Annotated in this window: 17 protein-coding genes and 1 tRNA gene; 9 read left to right on the top strand and 9 right to left on the bottom strand. The window is 69.8% G+C overall.

The features are described from left to right. Positions 1-2: 2 nt before the first annotated feature. Genes AC5L3X_RS04015 through AC5L3X_RS04000 form a run of 4 tightly spaced genes read left to right on the top strand, consistent with a single transcriptional unit; the run spans position 3 to position 3,530 of the window. Positions 3-1,019, top strand: a complete 1,017-nt coding sequence (locus AC5L3X_RS04015; RefSeq protein WP_494855169.1) for an ABC transporter permease — start codon at positions 3-5, stop codon at positions 1,017-1,019. Further along, positions 1,016-1,882, top strand: a complete 867-nt coding sequence (locus tag AC5L3X_RS04010; RefSeq protein WP_494855167.1) for an ABC transporter permease — start codon at positions 1,016-1,018, stop codon at positions 1,880-1,882. The genes AC5L3X_RS04015 and AC5L3X_RS04010 overlap by 4 nt, the downstream gene beginning before the upstream one ends. Further along, positions 1,879-2,622 carry an ATP-binding cassette domain-containing protein gene (locus tag AC5L3X_RS04005; protein WP_494855165.1) on the top strand — a complete coding sequence of 248 codons (744 nt, stop codon included), beginning with the start codon at positions 1,879-1,881 and terminating at the stop codon, positions 2,620-2,622. Before AC5L3X_RS04010 ends, AC5L3X_RS04005 begins: the two co-directional genes overlap by 4 nt. A 2-nt stretch (positions 2,623-2,624) precedes the next feature. After that, the gene (locus tag AC5L3X_RS04000) at positions 2,625-3,530 is read left to right on the top strand and encodes an ABC transporter ATP-binding protein (RefSeq protein WP_494855565.1); all 906 of its coding nucleotides are present in this window, start codon (positions 2,625-2,627) and stop codon (positions 3,528-3,530) included. A 7-nt stretch (positions 3,531-3,537) separates the two neighbouring features. Here AC5L3X_RS04000 and AC5L3X_RS03995 read toward each other — a convergent pair whose 3' ends face one another. Both AC5L3X_RS03995 and AC5L3X_RS03990 read right to left on the bottom strand, forming a co-directional pair. Further along, positions 3,538-3,894, bottom strand: a complete 357-nt coding sequence (locus AC5L3X_RS03995; RefSeq protein WP_189123552.1) for a DUF742 domain-containing protein — start codon at positions 3,892-3,894, stop codon at positions 3,538-3,540. Then, positions 3,887-5,785 carry a sensor histidine kinase gene (locus AC5L3X_RS03990; protein WP_225262482.1) on the bottom strand — a complete coding sequence of 633 codons (1,899 nt, stop codon included), beginning with the start codon at positions 5,783-5,785 and terminating at the stop codon, positions 3,887-3,889. The genes AC5L3X_RS03995 and AC5L3X_RS03990 overlap by 8 nt, the downstream gene beginning before the upstream one ends. 171 nt (positions 5,786-5,956) lie before the next feature. Between AC5L3X_RS03990 and AC5L3X_RS03985 the strand changes: the two genes are divergently transcribed. Further along, positions 5,957-7,519 (top strand): ABC transporter substrate-binding protein, encoded by a 1,563-nt coding sequence (locus AC5L3X_RS03985; protein ID WP_189123553.1) that lies wholly within the window; start codon positions 5,957-5,959, stop codon positions 7,517-7,519. On the opposite strand, the gene AC5L3X_RS03980 is transcribed toward AC5L3X_RS03985, so the two are convergent. After that, positions 7,495-7,680 (bottom strand): hypothetical protein, encoded by a 186-nt coding sequence (locus AC5L3X_RS03980; protein WP_189123554.1) that lies wholly within the window; start codon positions 7,678-7,680, stop codon positions 7,495-7,497. The two genes, AC5L3X_RS03985 and AC5L3X_RS03980, sit on opposite strands and share 25 nt — an antisense overlap. A gap of 20 nt (positions 7,681-7,700) precedes the next feature. Here AC5L3X_RS03980 and AC5L3X_RS03975 point away from each other — a divergent pair, with 20 nt between their 5' ends. Continuing rightward, positions 7,701-8,327: a hypothetical protein gene (locus tag AC5L3X_RS03975; protein ID WP_494855563.1), complete on the top strand. Its 627-nt coding sequence runs from the start codon at positions 7,701-7,703 to the stop codon at positions 8,325-8,327. Here AC5L3X_RS03975 and AC5L3X_RS03970 read toward each other — a convergent pair. The 6 genes from AC5L3X_RS03970 to AC5L3X_RS03945 all read right to left on the bottom strand — a co-directional run bounded on the left by AC5L3X_RS03970 (position 8,320) and on the right by AC5L3X_RS03945 (position 14,052). Beyond that, positions 8,320-9,027, bottom strand: coding sequence for a hypothetical protein (locus tag AC5L3X_RS03970; protein WP_494855162.1), 708 nt, complete (start codon positions 9,025-9,027; stop codon positions 8,320-8,322). The two genes, AC5L3X_RS03975 and AC5L3X_RS03970, sit on opposite strands and share 8 nt — an antisense overlap. Beyond that, positions 9,024-9,890, bottom strand: a complete 867-nt coding sequence (locus AC5L3X_RS03965; protein WP_189123557.1) for an ATP-binding cassette domain-containing protein — start codon at positions 9,888-9,890, stop codon at positions 9,024-9,026. Before AC5L3X_RS03965 ends, AC5L3X_RS03970 begins: the two co-directional genes overlap by 4 nt. Then, positions 9,887-10,243 (bottom strand): GntR family transcriptional regulator, encoded by a 357-nt coding sequence (locus AC5L3X_RS03960; protein ID WP_189123558.1) that lies wholly within the window; start codon positions 10,241-10,243, stop codon positions 9,887-9,889. Before AC5L3X_RS03960 ends, AC5L3X_RS03965 begins: the two co-directional genes overlap by 4 nt. A 115-nt stretch (positions 10,244-10,358) precedes the next feature. Further along, positions 10,359-12,257, bottom strand: a complete 1,899-nt coding sequence (locus tag AC5L3X_RS03955; protein ID WP_494855159.1) for a LamG-like jellyroll fold domain-containing protein — start codon at positions 12,255-12,257, stop codon at positions 10,359-10,361. Positions 12,258-12,356: 99 nt separating this feature from the next. Further along, the gene (locus tag AC5L3X_RS03950) at positions 12,357-13,286 is read right to left on the bottom strand and encodes a cobalamin biosynthesis protein (protein ID WP_494855157.1); all 930 of its coding nucleotides are present in this window, start codon (positions 13,284-13,286) and stop codon (positions 12,357-12,359) included. Then, positions 13,270-14,052 carry a phosphotransferase gene (locus AC5L3X_RS03945; protein ID WP_494855155.1) on the bottom strand — a complete coding sequence of 261 codons (783 nt, stop codon included), beginning with the start codon at positions 14,050-14,052 and terminating at the stop codon, positions 13,270-13,272. The genes AC5L3X_RS03950 and AC5L3X_RS03945 overlap by 17 nt, the downstream gene beginning before the upstream one ends. A gap of 331 nt (positions 14,053-14,383) precedes the next feature. Here AC5L3X_RS03945 and AC5L3X_RS03940 point away from each other — a divergent pair. The 3 genes from AC5L3X_RS03940 to AC5L3X_RS03930 all read left to right on the top strand — a co-directional run bounded on the left by AC5L3X_RS03940 (position 14,384) and on the right by AC5L3X_RS03930 (position 16,578). Beyond that, a tRNA-Arg gene (locus AC5L3X_RS03940) sits at positions 14,384-14,457 on the top strand. A 698-nt stretch (positions 14,458-15,155) separates the two neighbouring features. Next, a complete protein-coding gene (locus tag AC5L3X_RS03935) occupies positions 15,156-15,398 on the top strand; it encodes a DUF7660 family protein (protein ID WP_494855153.1) in 243 nt (80 codons plus the stop codon). 634 nt (positions 15,399-16,032) lie between these two features. Then, positions 16,033-16,578 carry a GNAT family N-acetyltransferase gene (locus AC5L3X_RS03930; RefSeq protein WP_494855151.1) on the top strand — a complete coding sequence of 182 codons (546 nt, stop codon included), beginning with the start codon at positions 16,033-16,035 and terminating at the stop codon, positions 16,576-16,578. The last annotated feature ends 22 nt before the right edge of the window (positions 16,579-16,600 follow it).

Here is a 16,600-nt window from a genome sequence, read left to right as displayed (position 1 = left end):
CGATGCCGCGTTACCTGACCCGTCGGCTCGGCCAGGCGTTCCTGGTCGTGGCCGGCGTGGTCGCGCTCACCTTCGTCATCATGCGGGTGGTGCCGGGCGATCCGGCGGTGGCCTTCGCCGGGCCGAAGGCCACGCCCGAGCAGCTCGCCGCCGCGCGGGAGAGGTTCGGGCTGGACGACCCGCTGCCGGTGCAGCTCTGGAACTACGTCCGCGATCTCGTGACCGGCGACTGGGGCACCAGCCTGCGGACCCGGCAGCCGGTCCTGGACGACCTGTTCCAGGCGTTCCCGGCCTCACTGGAGCTGGTCGGCGCGGCCCTGCTCCTCGCGATCGTGGTGGGCGTTCCGGTCGGGGTGCTCGCCGCCCGCTATAAGGCGAAATTTCCGGACTTTGGGGTACGGGTCACCAGCATGCTGGTCGTCTCCGTACCGGTGTTCTGGCTGGCCCTGACCCTGCAGACGGTGTTCGCCGGCCACCTCGACTGGTTTCCCGTCGCCGGGGAGTACGACCGCGCCCTCGACACCACGAGCCCGCTCACCCTGTGGACCAACATCACCATCGTGGACGCGCTCATCACCGGCAACTGGCCCATCTTCACCAGCACCCTCGAACATCTGGTGCTGCCCACCCTGGTCGTCGCGGCCTACCCCATGGGCGTGATCGCGCAGATGACCAGGGCCGCGCTCATCGAGGAGGCCGGCCAGGACCACACCCGGCTGGAGCGCGCCCTCGGCTTCACCGAGACGTCGATCCTGACCAGGTTCTCGCTGCGGCCCGCCCTCAGCCCGGTGCTGTCGCTGATCGCCCTGGTCTTCGCGTACGCGATCGTCAACGGGTTCCTGGTTGAGGCGGTGTTCAACTGGCCGGGGCTCGGCAGGTACGCCGTCCAGTCGATCAGCCACGCGGACACACCGGCGATCGCGGGCGTCACGCTGCTCGTCGCGGTGATGTACGTGCTGGCCAACCTGGTGGTCGACGTCCTGCAGGGCGTGGTGGACCCGAGAGCGAGGGCCCGGTGAGGGGGGCGCTCGGGCCGGCGCTGGACGTGCCGCTGCGCCGTACACTGCCGAGGATCACCGATCGGCTGGCGCTGCTCGGCGCGGTGCTCATCGTGCTCATCACGCTGGCCGCCGTCCTCGCGCCGTGGCTCGCCCCCTATCCCGCCGACCGGCTGGATCCGGTCCTCGGGCTGTCGCCGCCGAGCGCCGAGCACTGGTTCGGCACCGACAGCCTGGGCCGCGACCTGCTCACCAGGGTCATGCACGGCGGGCGGACCTCGCTGATCATCGCCGTGGCGACGCTCGCCCTGTCGGCCGGCGTCGGCGTCACGCTGGGAGTCGTCGCCGGATACGCGGGCGGCTGGATCCGCGACGTGATCATGCGGATCACGGACGTGTTCCTGGCGTTCCCCGCGCTGCTGCTCTCGGTGGCGCTGGCCGTGGTGCTCGGGCCGAGCGTCACCACCGTGATCGTGGCCATCGCGGTCACCTGGTGGCCCTGGTATGCCCGGCTGGCCGCGTCGACGGCCGCCTCGATCGCCACCCGCGGCTACGTGGACGCCGCGCGCTGCCTGGGCGTGCCCGCCCCGATGATCATCCTCAGGCACGTGCTGCCCAACGCGCTCACCCCCGTGCTGGTCCAGATCTCACTGGACGCGGGCGGCGTCATCCTGATCGCGGCCGCGCTGTCGTACCTGGGGGTGGGGGCCCAGGAGCCGACGGCGGAGTGGGGGCTGATGGTGGTTCAGAGCCAGACGCTGTTCACCACGAACTGGTGGGCCGTCACCTTCCCCGGCCTGGCCATCCTGGTGACGGCGTTCGCGTTCAACGTGCTGGGCGAGGGACTGCGGGGCGCCCTGGACCCCCGGAGCGTACGGACATGATCGAGGTGCGCGACCTCCAGGTGAGGTACGGCGAGCGGACGGTCGCCCGGGTCCCCGAACTGGACGTGCGTGAGGGGGAGTGCGTGGCGATCGTGGGGGAGAGCGGCTCGGGCAAGTCGACCACCCTGCTGTCGCTGCTGGGCCTCACCGAGGGCGCCCACGTCTCGGGACACGTCCGGGTCTGCGGCGTCGACGTGCTCCAGGCCGCTCCGCGCCGGCTGCGCGAGATCCGCGGCGCCCGGGTCGCCCTGGTCATGCAGTCCCCCCAGGCCGCGCTCAGCCCGGCGACCCGCCTCGGCACCCTGATGCGGCGCGCGCTCAAGCTGCACGGCGTCGGCGGCGGGCTGATCGAGCAGGTCATGCGGGACGCCATGGAGACGGTCATGCTGGAGCACCGGATCCTGCGCCGCTATCCGCACGAGATCTCCGGCGGGCAGGCGCAGCGGTTCGCCATCGCGCTGGCCATCGCGCTCGGCGCCGAGGTGATCCTGGCCGACGAACCCACCAGCGCGCTCGACGTGACCGTGCAGGCCGAGGTGGTGGGCGTGCTGCGGCGGCTGCGCGAGGAACGCGGGCTGGCCCTGCTGCTCGTCTCGCACGACCTGGCGCTCGTCTCGACGATCGCCGACCGGGTGCTGGTCATGAAGGACGGCGAGGTCGTGGAGGCCGGCGAGGCGGCCGTCGTGCTCGCGGAGCCGTCCCACCCCTACACCCGCGAGCTGCTGGAGGCGCTGCCGTGACGATGCTCAGGGCGGAGGGCGTGACACTCGGCTACGGCAGGACCCCCGTCGTCCACGACGTCACCCTCGACATCACCGAGGGCGGCGTGGGCCTGATCGGTGAGAGCGGCTCGGGCAAGACCACGCTGGCGCGCGCCTTCCTCGGCCTCCTCACCCCCATGTCCGGAAATATCTGGTACGGCGATCAAACGCTGAAAAAAGTTGACCAAAGGCGGTTCCGCAAGGACGTTCAGCCCGTCTTCCAGGCCGAGGCCCTCGACCCCAGGATGCGGATAGGCGGCTCGGTCGCCGAGGGCCTGCCCAGAGGCGAGCGGCACCGGGTGCCCGAGCTGCTCCGCCAGGTCGGCCTGGCTCCCGAGCTGGCCGAGCGCAGGCCCCACCAGCTGTCCGGCGGCCAGCGTCAGCGCGTGGTGATCGCCAGGGCGCTCGCGGTCGGCCCACGGCTGCTCATCCTGGACGAGCCCACCAGCGCGCTCGACGTCACCGTCCAGGCGCGGATCCTCGACCTGCTCGCCTCGCTGAAAACCGAACGCCTGCTCATCACGCACAACCTGGCCGTGGTCGGCCGGCTCTGCCGCACCTCGCACGTCCTGTTCGCGGGGCACGTCGTCGAGGCCGGGCCCACGGCCGAGCTGCTCGACCGGCCGGCCCATCCCTACACGCTCGCGCTCCGCGACGCCGTACCGAAGCTGGGCGGGCCGCCGCCCGTGGCGCGGGGCCGGACGGAGGCCAGGCCGGCCGAGACGGGCTGCGCGTTCCGGCTGCGCTGCCCGCTGGCCGCGGCGGCCTGCGAGCGGGCGCCCGCCCTCCGGGAGGTGGCGGACCGTCAGGTGGCCTGCCACCGCGCGGAGGACGTACTCGGCGGCTTGAGCGGCGTTCGGGAACGGGAGGACGTGCCGGAGGGGTGAGCGGCGCTCAGAGGGCCTTCAGCCCGTTGATCACCTCGAGCAGCACGGTGGCGTCGGGCGCGGGCGGCGGCAGCTCGACCTGGACGAGCTTCTGCGCGTGCAGGTCGCCGACCAGCACCCGCACCACGCCGATCGGCAGGTTGAGCTCGGCCGCCACGTCGACGAGCCGGGTCGGTTTCGTGCACTTCTGCATGATGATCAGATGTTCGGGGCCGAGGCCGACCGGCGGGGTGAGCCCGCCGGACGTGATGATCACCGCGATGAGGTCGATCGACTCGCTCGCGGGGATGGTACGGCCCTTGGTCAGCAGGTAGGCGGGGACGATCGGCCCCGCGGCCTCGTCCAGCCAGCGCTCGTCATTCACCCTGCACCACCCGCATGGGACGGCCGGGCTCCTTGGCGGGCTCCGTCGGCTCGGCAGGCGGAGCGCTCACGTGTTCTGCCGGGATCAGCACGATGGCGGTGGTCCCTCCATATGGTGAACCGCGCAACGTTACGCGGATGTCATGCCTGGCGGCCAGGCGGGAGACGACGAAAAGGCCGAGCCGGTCACTGTCGGCCAGGTCGAACTCCGGTGGGCTGACCAGCCGCTCGTTGAAGTCGGCCAGCTCCTCAGAGCTCATTCCGAGCCCGCGATCCTCGACCTCGAAGGCGAAGCCGCGGGCCGCCACCTCGCCGCGCACGTGGACCGTGGTGTGCGGCGGCGAGTAGACGGTGGCGTTCTCGATGAGCTCGGCGATCAGATGGATCATGTCACCTACGACCGGTCCGGCCAAACGGTGGCCGGGCATCGGTTCGATGACGACCCGCTGGTAGTCCTCGACCTCGGCGGTCGCGCCGCGCGCCACGTCGAGCAGCGACACGGGCTTGCTCCAGCCCCGGCCAGGTGTGGCGCCGGACAGGATGATCAGACCTTCGGCGTGGCGGCGCATCCGGGTGGTCAGGTGATCCAGGCGGAACAGGTCGTCGAGGTCGTGCGGGTCCGTGGCCCGGTGCTGCATCCCCTCCAGCTGGATGCGCTGGCGGTGCAGCAGGGTCTGGCTCCGCCTGGCCAGGTTGCGGAAGACGTGGCCGACGCCCTCGCGCAGCTGCGCCTGGCCGACCGCGGCCTCGACGGCGGTCTGCTGGACGGTGGAGAAGGCCTTGCCCACGTCGTCGATCTCGGCCGTGGTGCTGGCCACCGACAGCTCGGGCACCTCGACGGCCTCGCCCCTGCGCAGCTTCGCCACGACCTGCGGCAGGCGCTTCTCGGCCACCTCGAGCGCGGCCAGCCGCAGCGCGCCCAGCTCCTTCGACAGCCGGGTGCCCATCCGCAGCGAGAACACGATCGACACGATCACCAGCACGAAACAGGTGCCGGCCAGCACGAAGGCGCGCGTGAGCACCGAGTCGGCCACCGGCTCGGCCCGCTCGGACAGCAGCGCGCTGGCCCGCATCTGGGCCTCCAGGAACGCCTTGCTGAGCTCCTCGGTCGTGCTGAGCCAGGCGCGCGGAGTGCCGCCCGCGCTGATCTGGTCCTCCATCAACCGCATGCGTTGGTAGGCGGGCGAGGTGATGATCGAGACCTGGGTGTTGCGCAGGCCGGGGTCGAGCTCGGTCAACGCCTGGTCGATGAGGAATCGGCGGTTGCCGACCAGCTGGGTGAACAGGCGGCGCTCGACCTCCGTGGTGGGCCCCGCGGCGAGGGCCTGCTCCCGGGTCAGCAGCTCTCTGGCGTAGCTGAGGTCGATCACGACGCGTGACTGCTCGTAGATCGGGATGTCGTCGATGAACGCGACGTGCCGGTGCAGGCCGAACAGCGCGTCGGTGATGCCGTTGTACGCCTCGATCGCGTGCATGCGGTCGGACAGGCCCGCGTCGATCTCGCCTCTGAACACGTCGAGGCGGTTGAGCTGCGTGAGCACCGCTTCCACCGAGGTGCCGATCTCCTCGGAGGTGTTCATGGAGCGGCTGGAGAGCTGCCGGAACCGATCGACGGCCGTGTTGGTGCGGGAGCGCTGCGCGGTGAGGGCCGACTCGCCGGTCGAGCCGCCGGAGCGGAGCAGCTGGACGGAGCCCAGACGTTCGCGCTGGAGTTCGGCGGTGAGCTGGTAGGCGGGATGACGAAGATTGGTCCAGAATGTCTTGTACTGGCGTAATTCAAGGCCCTCACCTGCCGTGACGACTGTGAGAACCCCCCAAAGCACCACCATCGAGGCCAGTGGGACCAGCAGGAGGCCGATGATCTTCATGCGGATCGTGCGGCTGCGACCCATGGCACCTCTTCCGGTCGGTCCCCTGCACGTGAACCCCGGACGGGACGATCTCGGCTAGCGGGACGAGAATAGCAATTCGATCTCCGGAAGTCCTAATTTTTCAGGACTTTTGAGCACTCCAATATGATCTTGCAGTAGGTTTCGCCTACATCCGTCACAGAGGGAGTTGCGTTGCGCCGTCGTCTCGTAGCGGTTGCCGCGCTGGCGCTCTCCATCGCGGCGTGCTCAGCCCCCGCAGAGGTCGCGCAGGCGCCGAAGGCGGAGTCGGCGTTCGTCATCGTGCAGAATCTCGACGTCATCACCGACTGGGACCCCGCCACCTCCTACTCCAACGAGATCATCGCCCACCAGAACATCTACGAGACCCTGACCGTCTGGAACCCGGTGACCAAGAAGGCGAGCCCCCGCCTGGCCACCTCGTGGCGCTCGTCCGGCGACGGCAAGGTCTGGATGTTCACCCTGCGCCCCGGTGTGACCTTCCACACCGGCAGGCCCTTCGACTCGGCGGCGGTGAAGTCGTCGATCGAACGCACGATGAAGCTCGGCGAGGGCGCCGCCTACATCTGGGACGCCGTGTCCGACATCAAGGCCGACGACCCGCTGACCGTGACGTTCACCCTGAAGTATCCGGTCCCCCTGGATCTGGTCGCCTCCGCCGGCTACGCCGCCTACATCTACGACACCCAGGCCGCCGCCGACCTGAGCACGTGGTTCAAGGCCGGCCGGGACGCCGGCACGGGTCCCTACACCGTCGCCTCCTGGGCCAAGGGCAAGGAGGAGGAGCTCACGCTCACCTCGTACCAGGACTACTGGGGAGGGTGGGAGCGCCCGCACTACGGCACGGTGAAGTACCGCGTCGTGCCCGACGAGGACCGGGCCTGGCGCCTCCTGCTGCGCGGCGAGGTCAGCTTCGTGGACCGGCTCAGCCCGCGACTGCAGGCCAAGGCCGAGGCCAACCCCGGCGTGCGGACCTCACGGCGCCCGTCGTTTCAGACCGCGATGCTGCTGTTCAACACCGAGAGCGGGCCGATGGCCGACCTCCGGGTACGGCGGGCCGTGCAGAAGGCCATCGACTACCGGGGTGTCATCAAGGCGCTCCGGGGCGCGGCGGCGCCGATCAGCGGTGTCATCCCGGAGGGTCTGTTCGGGCACGTGCCCGACCGGGCGCCGAAGCAGGACCTGGCGGCCGCGACCCGGCTGCTGGAGCGGGCCGGTTACGGCCCCGCCGGACGGCCGCTACGGCTCAGCCTCACCTACGCCGAGGGCGACGCCGACCAGGAGGTGCTGGCCACCCTGCTGACGGAGACGCTCAAGGAGCTGAACGTCACGCTGGAGGCCCGGGCGATGCCCTGGCTCGAACAGTGGGACCTCGGCAAGAAGCGCGGGCAGGACATCTTCCTCATGTACTGGTGGCCCGACTACGCCGACGGCTACTCGTGGTTCGGCAACGTCTTCCACAGCGAGTCGCCGACCGTCTTCAACCTGGCCTATCTCAACGACCCGGCCACGGACAAGCTGCTGGACACGCTGCCCCAGCTCTCGGTGACCGACCGGGCCGCGGCGCAGCGCGGCTTCGTCAGGGCCACGACCCGGGTGCTCGACCAGAAGGCCGCCGCGGCCCTGCCCTGGGTGGTCAACTATCACCGGGCGTTCCTCGGCGGTGTACAGGGCTACGACGACAACCCGGCCTACCCGGACGTGGTCTTCGTCTACGATCTGCGGCCCTCGGGCTGATCGGGCTGATCGGGCTGAGGCGGCTCGACGCGGCTGCGCAGCCGCTGCCTGATCTCTTCGGGCGTGTAGGCCCGGCGGCGGCGTTCGGCTCGCGCGATCGCCACGCCCGTGGCCGCGACCCCCGCCATCCCGGCCAGACCGAGTATCTTCCACCAGCGCATGTGCCTAGGCTAGCGGTGTGCTGACTCTCGACGAGGCCGTCAACCTGACCCGGACCGGCGATCTGTGGGTCTTCCGGGGGCGCTCGGTGCCCGACCGCGCCATCCAGACGATGACCAACAGCCCGGTCAACCATGTGGGCATGGCGATCGTGATCGAGGATCTGCCGCCGATGATGTGGCACGCCGAGCTCGGCAGGTCGCTGCCCGACCTGTGGTCCGGCGACCACCACCGCGGGGTCCAGCTGCACGACCTGCGCGACGCGGTCACCGTCTGGGCCAACCGCTACGGCCAGCGCGCCTGGCTGCGCCAGCTGGAGCCGCAGGCGACGGCCGAGATGGAGGACGCCGCCCTGCGCACGGTGGCTCGGCTCGACGGCACCCCGTTCCCCAGCACGGCACGGCTGGCGGCGCGCTGGGCCCGCGGCCGCGTCCCCCGCATGCGCCACCGCATCAGCGAGCACACGCTGGAGCGCGCCTACTGCGCCGAGGTCGTGGCCGTCACCTACGAGGAGATGGGGCTGCTGCCGGCCGGCCGCCGCCCCAACTGGTACGACCCGGGCAGGTTCTGGAGCGGCGACGACCTCGGCCTGCTGGGCGACCACAAGCTGGGCAACGAGATCACCGTGGGCGTCGAGCGGGCTAGGTGAGCTTGTCGCGCAGCGGCACGTCGCGGATGATCGGCCAGCTGAGCGCCAGCCCAAGGGCGAACGCCACGCATCCGGCCCCGATCGCCTCCGCGGGCGCGGGCGAGAGGTTCAGCCCGAACCTGAAGTTGTTCAAGGGCAGACCGTAGTAGGTGCCCAGCCCCTCCGCGGCGAGAGCGATCAGGCCGACGCCGAGCGGGATCGACAGCAGCAAGCCGCCGGCCCGCCAGCGGTAGTACGCGGACGCGATGAGGATCCCGGCGCCGGTCCAGGCCAGGAACTCCGTCAGGTACTCGACGAGGACCAGCGGCACCTGTGTGGGCTCGGTGAAGAGGTGGGGCCGGTCGAGCGCCTGCGTCCAGCCGGCCAGGTCGTACAGGAGCCACTCCAGCAGATAGCCCACGACCATGAGCAGCGCGTAGAACCCGGAGAGCAGCAGCGCGGTGACGGCGGCGTGCAGGCCGAAGACGCGCCGGGTCTGCCCGTTCGCGATGTACATCGGCATGAACCGGGTCACCAGCGACACCCCGACGGACAGCACGAACCAGCGGGGCACCTGCATGGCCTGCTCCCACACGCTCTGCGTGAGCGTCCCGAAGGTCGCGATGGTCACGGTGATCACGACGACCAGGACGTAGAAGCCCGCCCAGACCATCGCCCCGAAGAACGACAACGCCGTCAGCAGGCGGGTGGGGAACCTCATCGGGAGCCTCCGGTCAGGTGGATGAACAACTCCTGCATGCCGACGGGGCCGAGCTCCAGGCCGGCCGCCGCGGCCTTCGCACGCTGGGCCTCGTCGAGCTCGCCGTACACCATGGCCGAGGAGGTCGGGCCGAGCCGCCTCTGATCGAGCACGGTCAGCCCGGTGGTGAACGCCTCGACGTGGGCTGCCGGGCCGATGACCTCGGTGCCTCGGGACAGCAGCGTCTCGCTGTCCTCGTGGGCCACGAGCCGCCCCTGGTCGATGATCAGCACGTCTTCGAACAGCGGGCCGAACTCCTGGATGAGGTGGGTCGACATGATGATCGTGCGCGGGTGCGCCAGGTAGTCGGCCAGCAGCGCGTCGTAGAACGCCCGGCGGGACGGGGCGTCCATGCCCAGGTAGGACTCGTCGAACATGGTCAGCGGCGCCCGGCCGGCCAGCCCGACCACCACGCCCATGGCCGAGCGTTGCCCCTTGGACATGGCCTTGACGCTCATCTTGGGCCTGAGCCCGAACAGGTCCATCAGCGACCGGGCGTAGCCCGCGTCCCAGCGGGGACGCAGCCATTCGGCGAAGTAGAGGGCGTCCTCGGCGGTGCCCAGATCGACGGTCTCCCCGGCGTCACGGATCAGGCTGACGTCGCGGGTGACGGCGCCGTTCTCGAACACCGGCCGGCCGCCGATCCGTACGGTGCCCGCCGACTGCCTGCGGAAGGCGGCCAGCACCGACAGCAGGCTCGTCTTGCCCGAGCCGTTCCTGCCGAGTAACCCGTGGATCTTCTCGCCCTCCAGCGTGAAGCTGAGCCGGTCGAGCGCCGTGACGTCGCCGTAGCGCAGGACCAGGTCCTCGACCTCGACCCTCATGCCTTCAGCTCCTCGATGCGCCGGATGACGTCGTCCAGCGGGATGCCGATGGTCCTGGCCTCGGCCACCATCGGGTCGACCACGTCGGTGAAGAACGACCGCCTGCGCTCGGTCCTGAGCGCGTCTCTGGCGTCGGGGCTGACGAACATGCCGATACCTCGCTTCTTGTAGAGCACGCCCTCGTCGACGAGGTGCTGGAACGCCTTGGCCGCGGTGGCCGGGTTGATCCGGTAGAAGGCGGCGTACTGGGTGGTCGACATCACCTGCTCGTCGCCCTTCAGCGTCTCGCTCAGGATGTCGGCCTTGATCCGTTCCGCGATCTGCCGGTAGATGGGGCTCCGGTCGTCGAACATCACACCTACTTCTATGGTTCATTACTCTACTAATGAACCATAGAAGACCGGTGGGCCCGCGTCAACGCGGGGAGGGCCGTGGCGAGGCCCGCGCAGGGGCCCACCGGTCCGGGCGTCACCGCCGGAGGGCCCTGACCTCCTCGGGGCCGAGGGCGACGGGCCAGGCCTGGACGTCACTGATCTGGCCGGGGAAGAAATCGGTCCTGGCCCCGTTCCACTTCCCGTGCCCGATGGCCAGAGGGCCGGTGGCGCTCCACGCGTTGGCGACGGTGACCGGGGTGCCGGCGGGCGCACCGTCCACATAGAGGCGGACGGTCCTGTCGGTGGCGTTGTAGACACCGGCGAGATGCGTCCAGCCGGTGGTCGGAGGGGATGTCCCGTACGTGCTGGTGTTGTTGGCGGGGTTGGCGACGTCGGCGCTCATGCGGGTGAACCCCCAGGCGTTCATGCTCCTGGAGTACTGAAGGTAGAAGCCGCTCTGCTGAACGCCGTCCTGGCTCACCGCGGTGACATTCCGGGTGGGCGTGGCGGTGAGTTTGACCCAGGCGGACACGGTGAAGCTCTTGGAGGTGTCGACGACGGGCCCGGTCGCGGTCGCGCAGGACCGGCTGCCGTCGAACTGGGCCACGGTCCCCCGGGCCGCGTCGTTCGCCCACGTCACGCCGGAGGCGCAGGTGGCGTGGGCGGCGTTTCTGGAAGCGTCCTTCACCGTGGTCCCGGCGCCGTCGTCGAGCTTCCACCGGCCGGTCGGGGCGGTCGGGAGACTCCAGCCCTGCGCCAGGGCCGGGCCGCACTCCCGGACTTCGAGCCGGCTGCCCGTCGAGGGGACCTGCAGGCACTTGGCGCTCGCGAGGTGGTAGAGCTGGGCCATCTTCACGGTGGCGGACTGGGCGGCGGCCTCCACCCGCCACTGCTGGGTGTCCGCGCCGCTCGCGCAGGTGCGCAGCTCGGCTCCGCTCCCCGCCGCGCCGCCGAGCACGGTGAGGCACTTGCCGAGCGCCCGGACGGTGCCGTCGGTGGCCAGGGTCCAGGTCTGGGCGCCGGTGCGGTTGCAGGCGTACTGCTGGACGGCGGTTCCGTCGGCGGTGCCGGCGGCCGCGACGTCCACGCACTGGTCGTTGTGGTTGGTGATCGCGCCGATCGCGTCGACGAGGGGAGTGGTCGCCTTGAACACCCGCACGTAGTCGATGTACATCCTGCTGGGGAACGGTGTGGTCTCGTCCGGCGGGCCCGGCCAGTCACCGCCCACGGCGAGGTTGAGGATCAGGTAGAAGTCCTCGACCAGCGGCCACTTCCGTCCCGACTGCTCGACGGCGTTCCTGTAGATGGTGTGGTAGGAAACGCCGTCGACCGAATAGTTGATGTGGTCGGGATACCAGTCGGCCGCGAACAGGTGATACTCGTCGGCGAACTTCCCGCTGGGCAGGGTGTAGGTGCCGTTCAGGTGGAGGTCGTCGGTCCCGTGCAGCGCGCTGTGGGCCCGGCCGGCCTCGCTGCCGCGGTTGCCGATCTGCTCCATGACGTCGATCTCGTTCACCCGGGTCCCGGTGCCCTTGGCCCAGAACGCGGGCCAGAGCCCCCGTCCGTCCGGCACCTTGATCCGGGCTTCGAACCGCCCGCCCTGCTGGGAGAACTTGCCGAAGGTGTCCAGCCGCGCCGAGGTGGCGGCGCAGACGGTCGGGCTCTCCTGGTTGGGGCAGCGCAGGTTCGGATCGGTGTTCTTGTACGCCGTGATGACGAGGTGGCCGTCGCCGTCCAGTGAGGCGTGTTTCTGGGCGGCGCCGTCGGGATCGCCGAGCTTCACGTAGCGCTCAAGCTCGTTGTTGCCGACGCCGCCCTCGTAGAAGTTCCACTTGTCGGCCCGGGGCAGTGTCCCCGCCGCCCCGGAGAACTCGTCCGACCAGGTCAGCTCCCAGGTGGTCGGACCGCTGGACCGACTCTCCACCCAGGTGCTGACGGCTTCCGCGCGCCGTGCCGTTATGAAGACCATCGTGGCGGCCAACACGACGGCCATCGTTAAGCCGAGACCGCGCCTGCCATGACTTATATGCATGATCGGTGACTTTAGCTCCACCCGCGCGCGGTTCGGGCTTCACTCGCGTTCGGGGCTCTTTCAGCGCCGCAGCCGCCAGGCCGCGACCACCGCGATGGCGGCGGCGGCCAGCCCCACCGCCCTCGTGAGGCGCACGGCCCGGCGGATGTCCCGCACCGCGGGCGCGGGGCCGTCGCCCATGACGGGGCGGTGCTCGGTCCGGCCGCCGTAGACGTTCGTGCCGCCGAGCGTGACGTCCAGCGCTCCGGCGAACGCCGCCTCGCACCGCCCCGCGTTGGGGCTGGGATGCCGGTGGCCGTCCCTGGCGAGCACGGCCAGCGCGCGGCGCGGATCGGGCCCGGCCACGGCGGCGAGCAGCCCGGTGAGCCGGGCCGGGACATAGTTGGCCACGTCGTCGAGCCGCGCCGCGGCCCAGCCGAACCGCTCGTACCGGGCCGACCGGTGCCCGACCATCGCGTCCAGCGTGTTGATCGCCCGATACGCCAGCAACCCCGGCACACCCGCCACCGCCCCCCAGAAGAGGGGCGCCACGACGGCGTCGGAGGTGTTCTCGGCCAGCGACTCGACCGTCGCCCTGGCCATCTCGGCGGCCTCCAGCCCCGAGGGGTCGCGACCGCACAGGTGGGGCAGCCGGGCCCGCGCCCGGTCGAGGTCGCCGGCCTCCAGCGCCCCGGCCAGGTAGGCGCCCTCACGGGCCAGCGTGGTGCCGCCGAGCACGGCCCAGGTGGCGACCGCCGTCAGCGCCGCCCGCCCGGCCGAATGGGCCACGCGCTCGGCCGCGACGCCGATCCCGGCCGCGCCGCCCACGCACAGGAGCACGTGCACGACTCCGTTCGGCCGCGCGTCGCCGTACAGGAACTCCTCGACCCGGGAGGCGGCCCGGCCGAACAGCGCGACCGGATGCCCGGCGCGCGGGTCGGCGACGAGCGCGTCGAGCGCCACGCCCATCGCGAGGCCGAGCGCGCGGGGATGATCAGACCAGATGGGCATGCAGCTCATCTTCGTGCGTGTCCAGCCACGCGGCCGCCCGGCGGATGCGCTGGCCCGCGCCCTGCGCCCACATCCTGCCCCAGCCGCCGCCCGCCGCCGCCCGGTCGCGCATGACCGCGTAGGAGCGGTGGAGGCGGAGCCTGGACAGCTCCACGAACCGCCGCCGCTCGCGGGGCGGCAGGCCGTACGCGTCGCAGAACAGCCGCACCCGCGCCCCCACGTCCAGGCCGCGCTGCAACGGGTGCAGGTCGACCGGATCGGCGATCGGCGCCCAGTGCCGCAGCGTCGTGACTATGTCGAACAGCCTGGTCGTCGGCCGCGCCAGATCGAAGTCGATCAGCGCGCGCGGCGTCGCCCCCTCGAACACGACGTTGTCCGGGGTCAGATCGCAGTGACCGATGACCTCGGGCGGCGCGTCGTCGTTCGACCCGCCCTCCCAGCCGTCGCCGCCGAGCGGAAAGCCGGCCGTCGCGTCGTGGAAGTCGCGCAGCAGCCCGGCCAGCTCCGCCAGCGCCTCGTCCGTGACGGTCGTGCGGGTGACCCCCGTCGTGCCGGGGAGGTAGGTGAGGACCTCGCGTCCGAGCCCGTCCATGCCCACTACGCGTGGCGCGCCCTCGAAGCCCGCGGCTTCGAGGTGGCGGAGCAGGGCGTGCACGGCGGGGGTGGACGGGCTGACGGGCCGGCGCACGGTGTCACCCACGCGCACCACACCGTCTGTCACGTCCCCGCCCTGCAGGGGGATCTCATGCAGGAGCGTCGCGACCATGGGACGAGAGCTTAGACCTATTTGTACCGCTCCCGCCTGGAGTTTCGGCCATCCCTTCGCGGCTTCCCGAGCCCTCTGGGCCTGCCCCGGCGGGGGTGCGTGTCGCGAAGGTGGGACGTGGAATGATGTTCCCGGTAGGCGCGCAGTGGCGTCCGGAGCCGGTCGGCGACTCCCAGGCCAGAGACGGTAATCGAGTGGGCCGTCAGGGTTGTGGTGATCTATCCTGTTTGGGGTGCGCGCATGCCTGGCATCGCATGCTTTACCCTTAGCGTGCGCGTGACGTTTCCGTGCGGGGTCCCCGCCTGGTCGTCCGCCTTCACAACTCCATCAGGCGCCCTTAGCTCAGCTGGATAGAGCACCGGACTTCTAATCCGACGGTCGCAGGTTCGAATCCTGCAGGGCGCGCTTCTGTGATGTCTCAGGACATCGGAAACCCCCGAACCTACGGGTTCGGGGGTTTCGTCTTGTTAAGGTTTGCCTGGGGTTGGTAGTCGCGGGTGGGGTCGATGGTCAGCTCGCGTAGGAGTTCTCCGGTGATGGCGTTGACGACGCGGACGTGCTGGTCGTCGATGAGAAGGATGACGTGGGTTCGGGCGTGGGTTCGTCCGACGCTACGTCGCCAGAGGCGTTCCCGGCGGTTACCGGATCTGGGACAACAAGTCGCGCCGCTGGTGGGGCGACCTCTACGAGTTATGCCCTGACGACCTGCTCGACGAGCTGAACGGCGCGCGTAACTACGACAAAATCACGGCCCTGCTCAAGCGTTATAGAGCTATGCAGCGGTAGGCCGCGCACGCGCGAACACCAGATGCCTGCCGGCAGCCGAAAAGCGGATCAGCAGGGCGGGCGTGTGCGACGAACCCGATGCTGCAACTTCATCTTGACGGAGACTGACAGTGTCATGCGGCGAGAGCGTCCAGGATCCGCTGGTTGGCCACGTCGCGTTGCCCGTCGATGCACTTGGCGTAGACGCAGAGCATGACGTCCACAGTGACGGCCTTTGCTCCTCCGTCCCCGAGCTGTTGCCCCTCTGGGTGGGACGAGGCAAACGGGAAGGTTCGGCGGGGAGGCGCATGTCCGTGGTGAGACTCCACCATGGAGCTATGGGACAAAACAACACCTCACCCAGCGCCGCTGAAGCGGTCGCGACCCGTGAAGATCTTGCCCGCTACGTTGAGGCCCTTCACGCTGAACCGGTCAGCGGCGCGGTCTGGGAGAACGATCGCCTAAACCGTTTCCTGGAAGCGCTGGCGAGTTGGATCGAATCAGGTGCGTCAGAGACCTTCCAGGCTGATGGCGCCCATTTCACTCTGTCTGCAGGTCGTGCCCGCTCGCAACCACGGTAAGAATGTGGATGAGGCCCAGGCGAGCGCGGAAAGCTGGCGCGAAGGCGTTCGCAGGCGTGGCTCTGTCGAACAGGACCGTGAAACACTGGCCCAGCTCATCGACTACGACGGTGACGCGTTCGAGGTGGAGCTCTATGAGCATTCCTCAGACCCCTTGATCCGCGCTGTCGACAAGGCCCAGAGGTCGTATGCGGGCCAGTACGAACGTCGGCGACGTCGGCTACGAGAGTGGGCCAGGCATCAGGCAACCGGTCGGTAGCTCTGCGGGATACGTGCGGGATGATCTTCGCCGTTGATCGACCTCGACGCCTCGCTTAGCTGGTTGAATGTCCAGCCCGATCTCGGCGATGATCGCGGGTCATGGTCGAATACGACTGCACCTCTTGCAGTCCGCGCCCGGGTCGTGCTTCATCCGGCACTTTCACGCAGCACATCAGCGTGGCCTTGCCGATGTCCAGCGCCGCGAACCGTTCAATGATCTCCTCCCCGATTTCAGCCCGGAACGGGCCTCCGCCGGGGGAGAACGGAGACTGATCCGACGCTTGTAGTCATCCGATTTGCCTAACGTGTCGATCGTCACTTGTGGGTCGATGACTGTTTTTTCATGAGGGTGTTCGGTGTCAGACTGCCGATCATGAGTGGTGAACAGGCGTCTGTCGTGATCCGGCCGTACCGAGATGAAGACCGCGATGCCGTCGCCGCGCTGGCTCCGCGCCTGACCGAGGGCGTCGCGGCATGGCGGGATGCCGATGCGGTCGCCGACGCCGTGCGCGGCTGGGTCACCGGTTCCTTGGACCGGGACGGCAGCGATGGTCACGGGGTGCTCGTGGCGGTCCGCGACGGCTGTGTCGCGGGCTTTGTCACGTTGACCACCCAGCGGCACTTCACCGGCCAGGTGGACGCCTACATCGGCGAACTCGTCGTCTGCGCCGAGGCGGAGCGCATGGGCATCGGGCGTGCTCTGGTGAACGCCGCCGAATCATGGGCACGTGAACGCGGTCTGCGGCGCATCACGCTGGAGACCGGAGCGGCCAACGTCGCCGCCCGGAGCTTCTATCGGGCGCTGGGATATGCGGAGGAGGAGGTACGGCTGAGCAGGCCGGTATCGATGGATGAGCAGGCGGCGGGGCTTGATGTCGCCGACTTTGAGCTTGATGCCGGGAACGCTGCGAGGTCGTAGACCTTGCCTTCCTAGGCAGCGA

This window comes from Nonomuraea sp. CX421 (genome assembly GCF_059358955.1).
The sequence above is the reverse complement of the archived record's forward strand: the minus strand, read 5'-3'. Positions and strand labels throughout refer to the sequence as shown.

What these genes read in the sequence shown, in the direction of transcription:
- AC5L3X_RS03990 (WP_225262482.1), bottom strand. Translation starts at nt 5,785, where the DNA reads ATGGGTCGCAGCCGCACGATCCGCATGAAGATCATCGGCCTCCTGCTG.
- AC5L3X_RS03970 (WP_494855162.1), bottom strand. Translation starts at nt 9,027, where the DNA reads ATGAGGTTCCCCACCCGCCTGCTGACGGCGTTGTCGTTCTTCGGGGCG.
- AC5L3X_RS03950 (WP_494855157.1), bottom strand. Translation starts at nt 13,286, where the DNA reads ATGCCCATCTGGTCTGATCATCCCCGCGCGCTCGGCCTCGCGATGGGC.
- AC5L3X_RS03945 (WP_494855155.1), bottom strand. Translation starts at nt 14,052, where the DNA reads ATGGTCGCGACGCTCCTGCATGAGATCCCCCTGCAGGGCGGGGACGTG.
- AC5L3X_RS03955 (WP_494855159.1), bottom strand. Translation starts at nt 12,257, where the DNA reads ATGGCCGTCGTGTTGGCCGCCACGATGGTCTTCATAACGGCACGGCGC.
- AC5L3X_RS03980 (WP_189123554.1), bottom strand. Translation starts at nt 7,680, where the DNA reads ATGCGCTGGTGGAAGATACTCGGTCTGGCCGGGATGGCGGGGGTCGCG.
- AC5L3X_RS03960 (WP_189123558.1), bottom strand. Translation starts at nt 10,243, where the DNA reads ATGTTCGACGACCGGAGCCCCATCTACCGGCAGATCGCGGAACGGATC.
- AC5L3X_RS04005 (WP_494855165.1), top strand. Translation starts at nt 1,879, where the DNA reads ATGATCGAGGTGCGCGACCTCCAGGTGAGGTACGGCGAGCGGACGGTC.
- AC5L3X_RS04015 (WP_494855169.1), top strand. Translation starts at nt 3, where the DNA reads ATGCCGCGTTACCTGACCCGTCGGCTCGGCCAGGCGTTCCTGGTCGTG.
- AC5L3X_RS03930 (WP_494855151.1), top strand. Translation starts at nt 16,033, where the DNA reads ATGAGTGGTGAACAGGCGTCTGTCGTGATCCGGCCGTACCGAGATGAA.
- AC5L3X_RS04000 (WP_494855565.1), top strand. Translation starts at nt 2,625, where the DNA reads ATGCTCAGGGCGGAGGGCGTGACACTCGGCTACGGCAGGACCCCCGTC.
- AC5L3X_RS03935 (WP_494855153.1), top strand. Translation starts at nt 15,156, where the DNA reads ATGGGACAAAACAACACCTCACCCAGCGCCGCTGAAGCGGTCGCGACC.
- AC5L3X_RS03965 (WP_189123557.1), bottom strand. Translation starts at nt 9,890, where the DNA reads ATGAGGGTCGAGGTCGAGGACCTGGTCCTGCGCTACGGCGACGTCACG.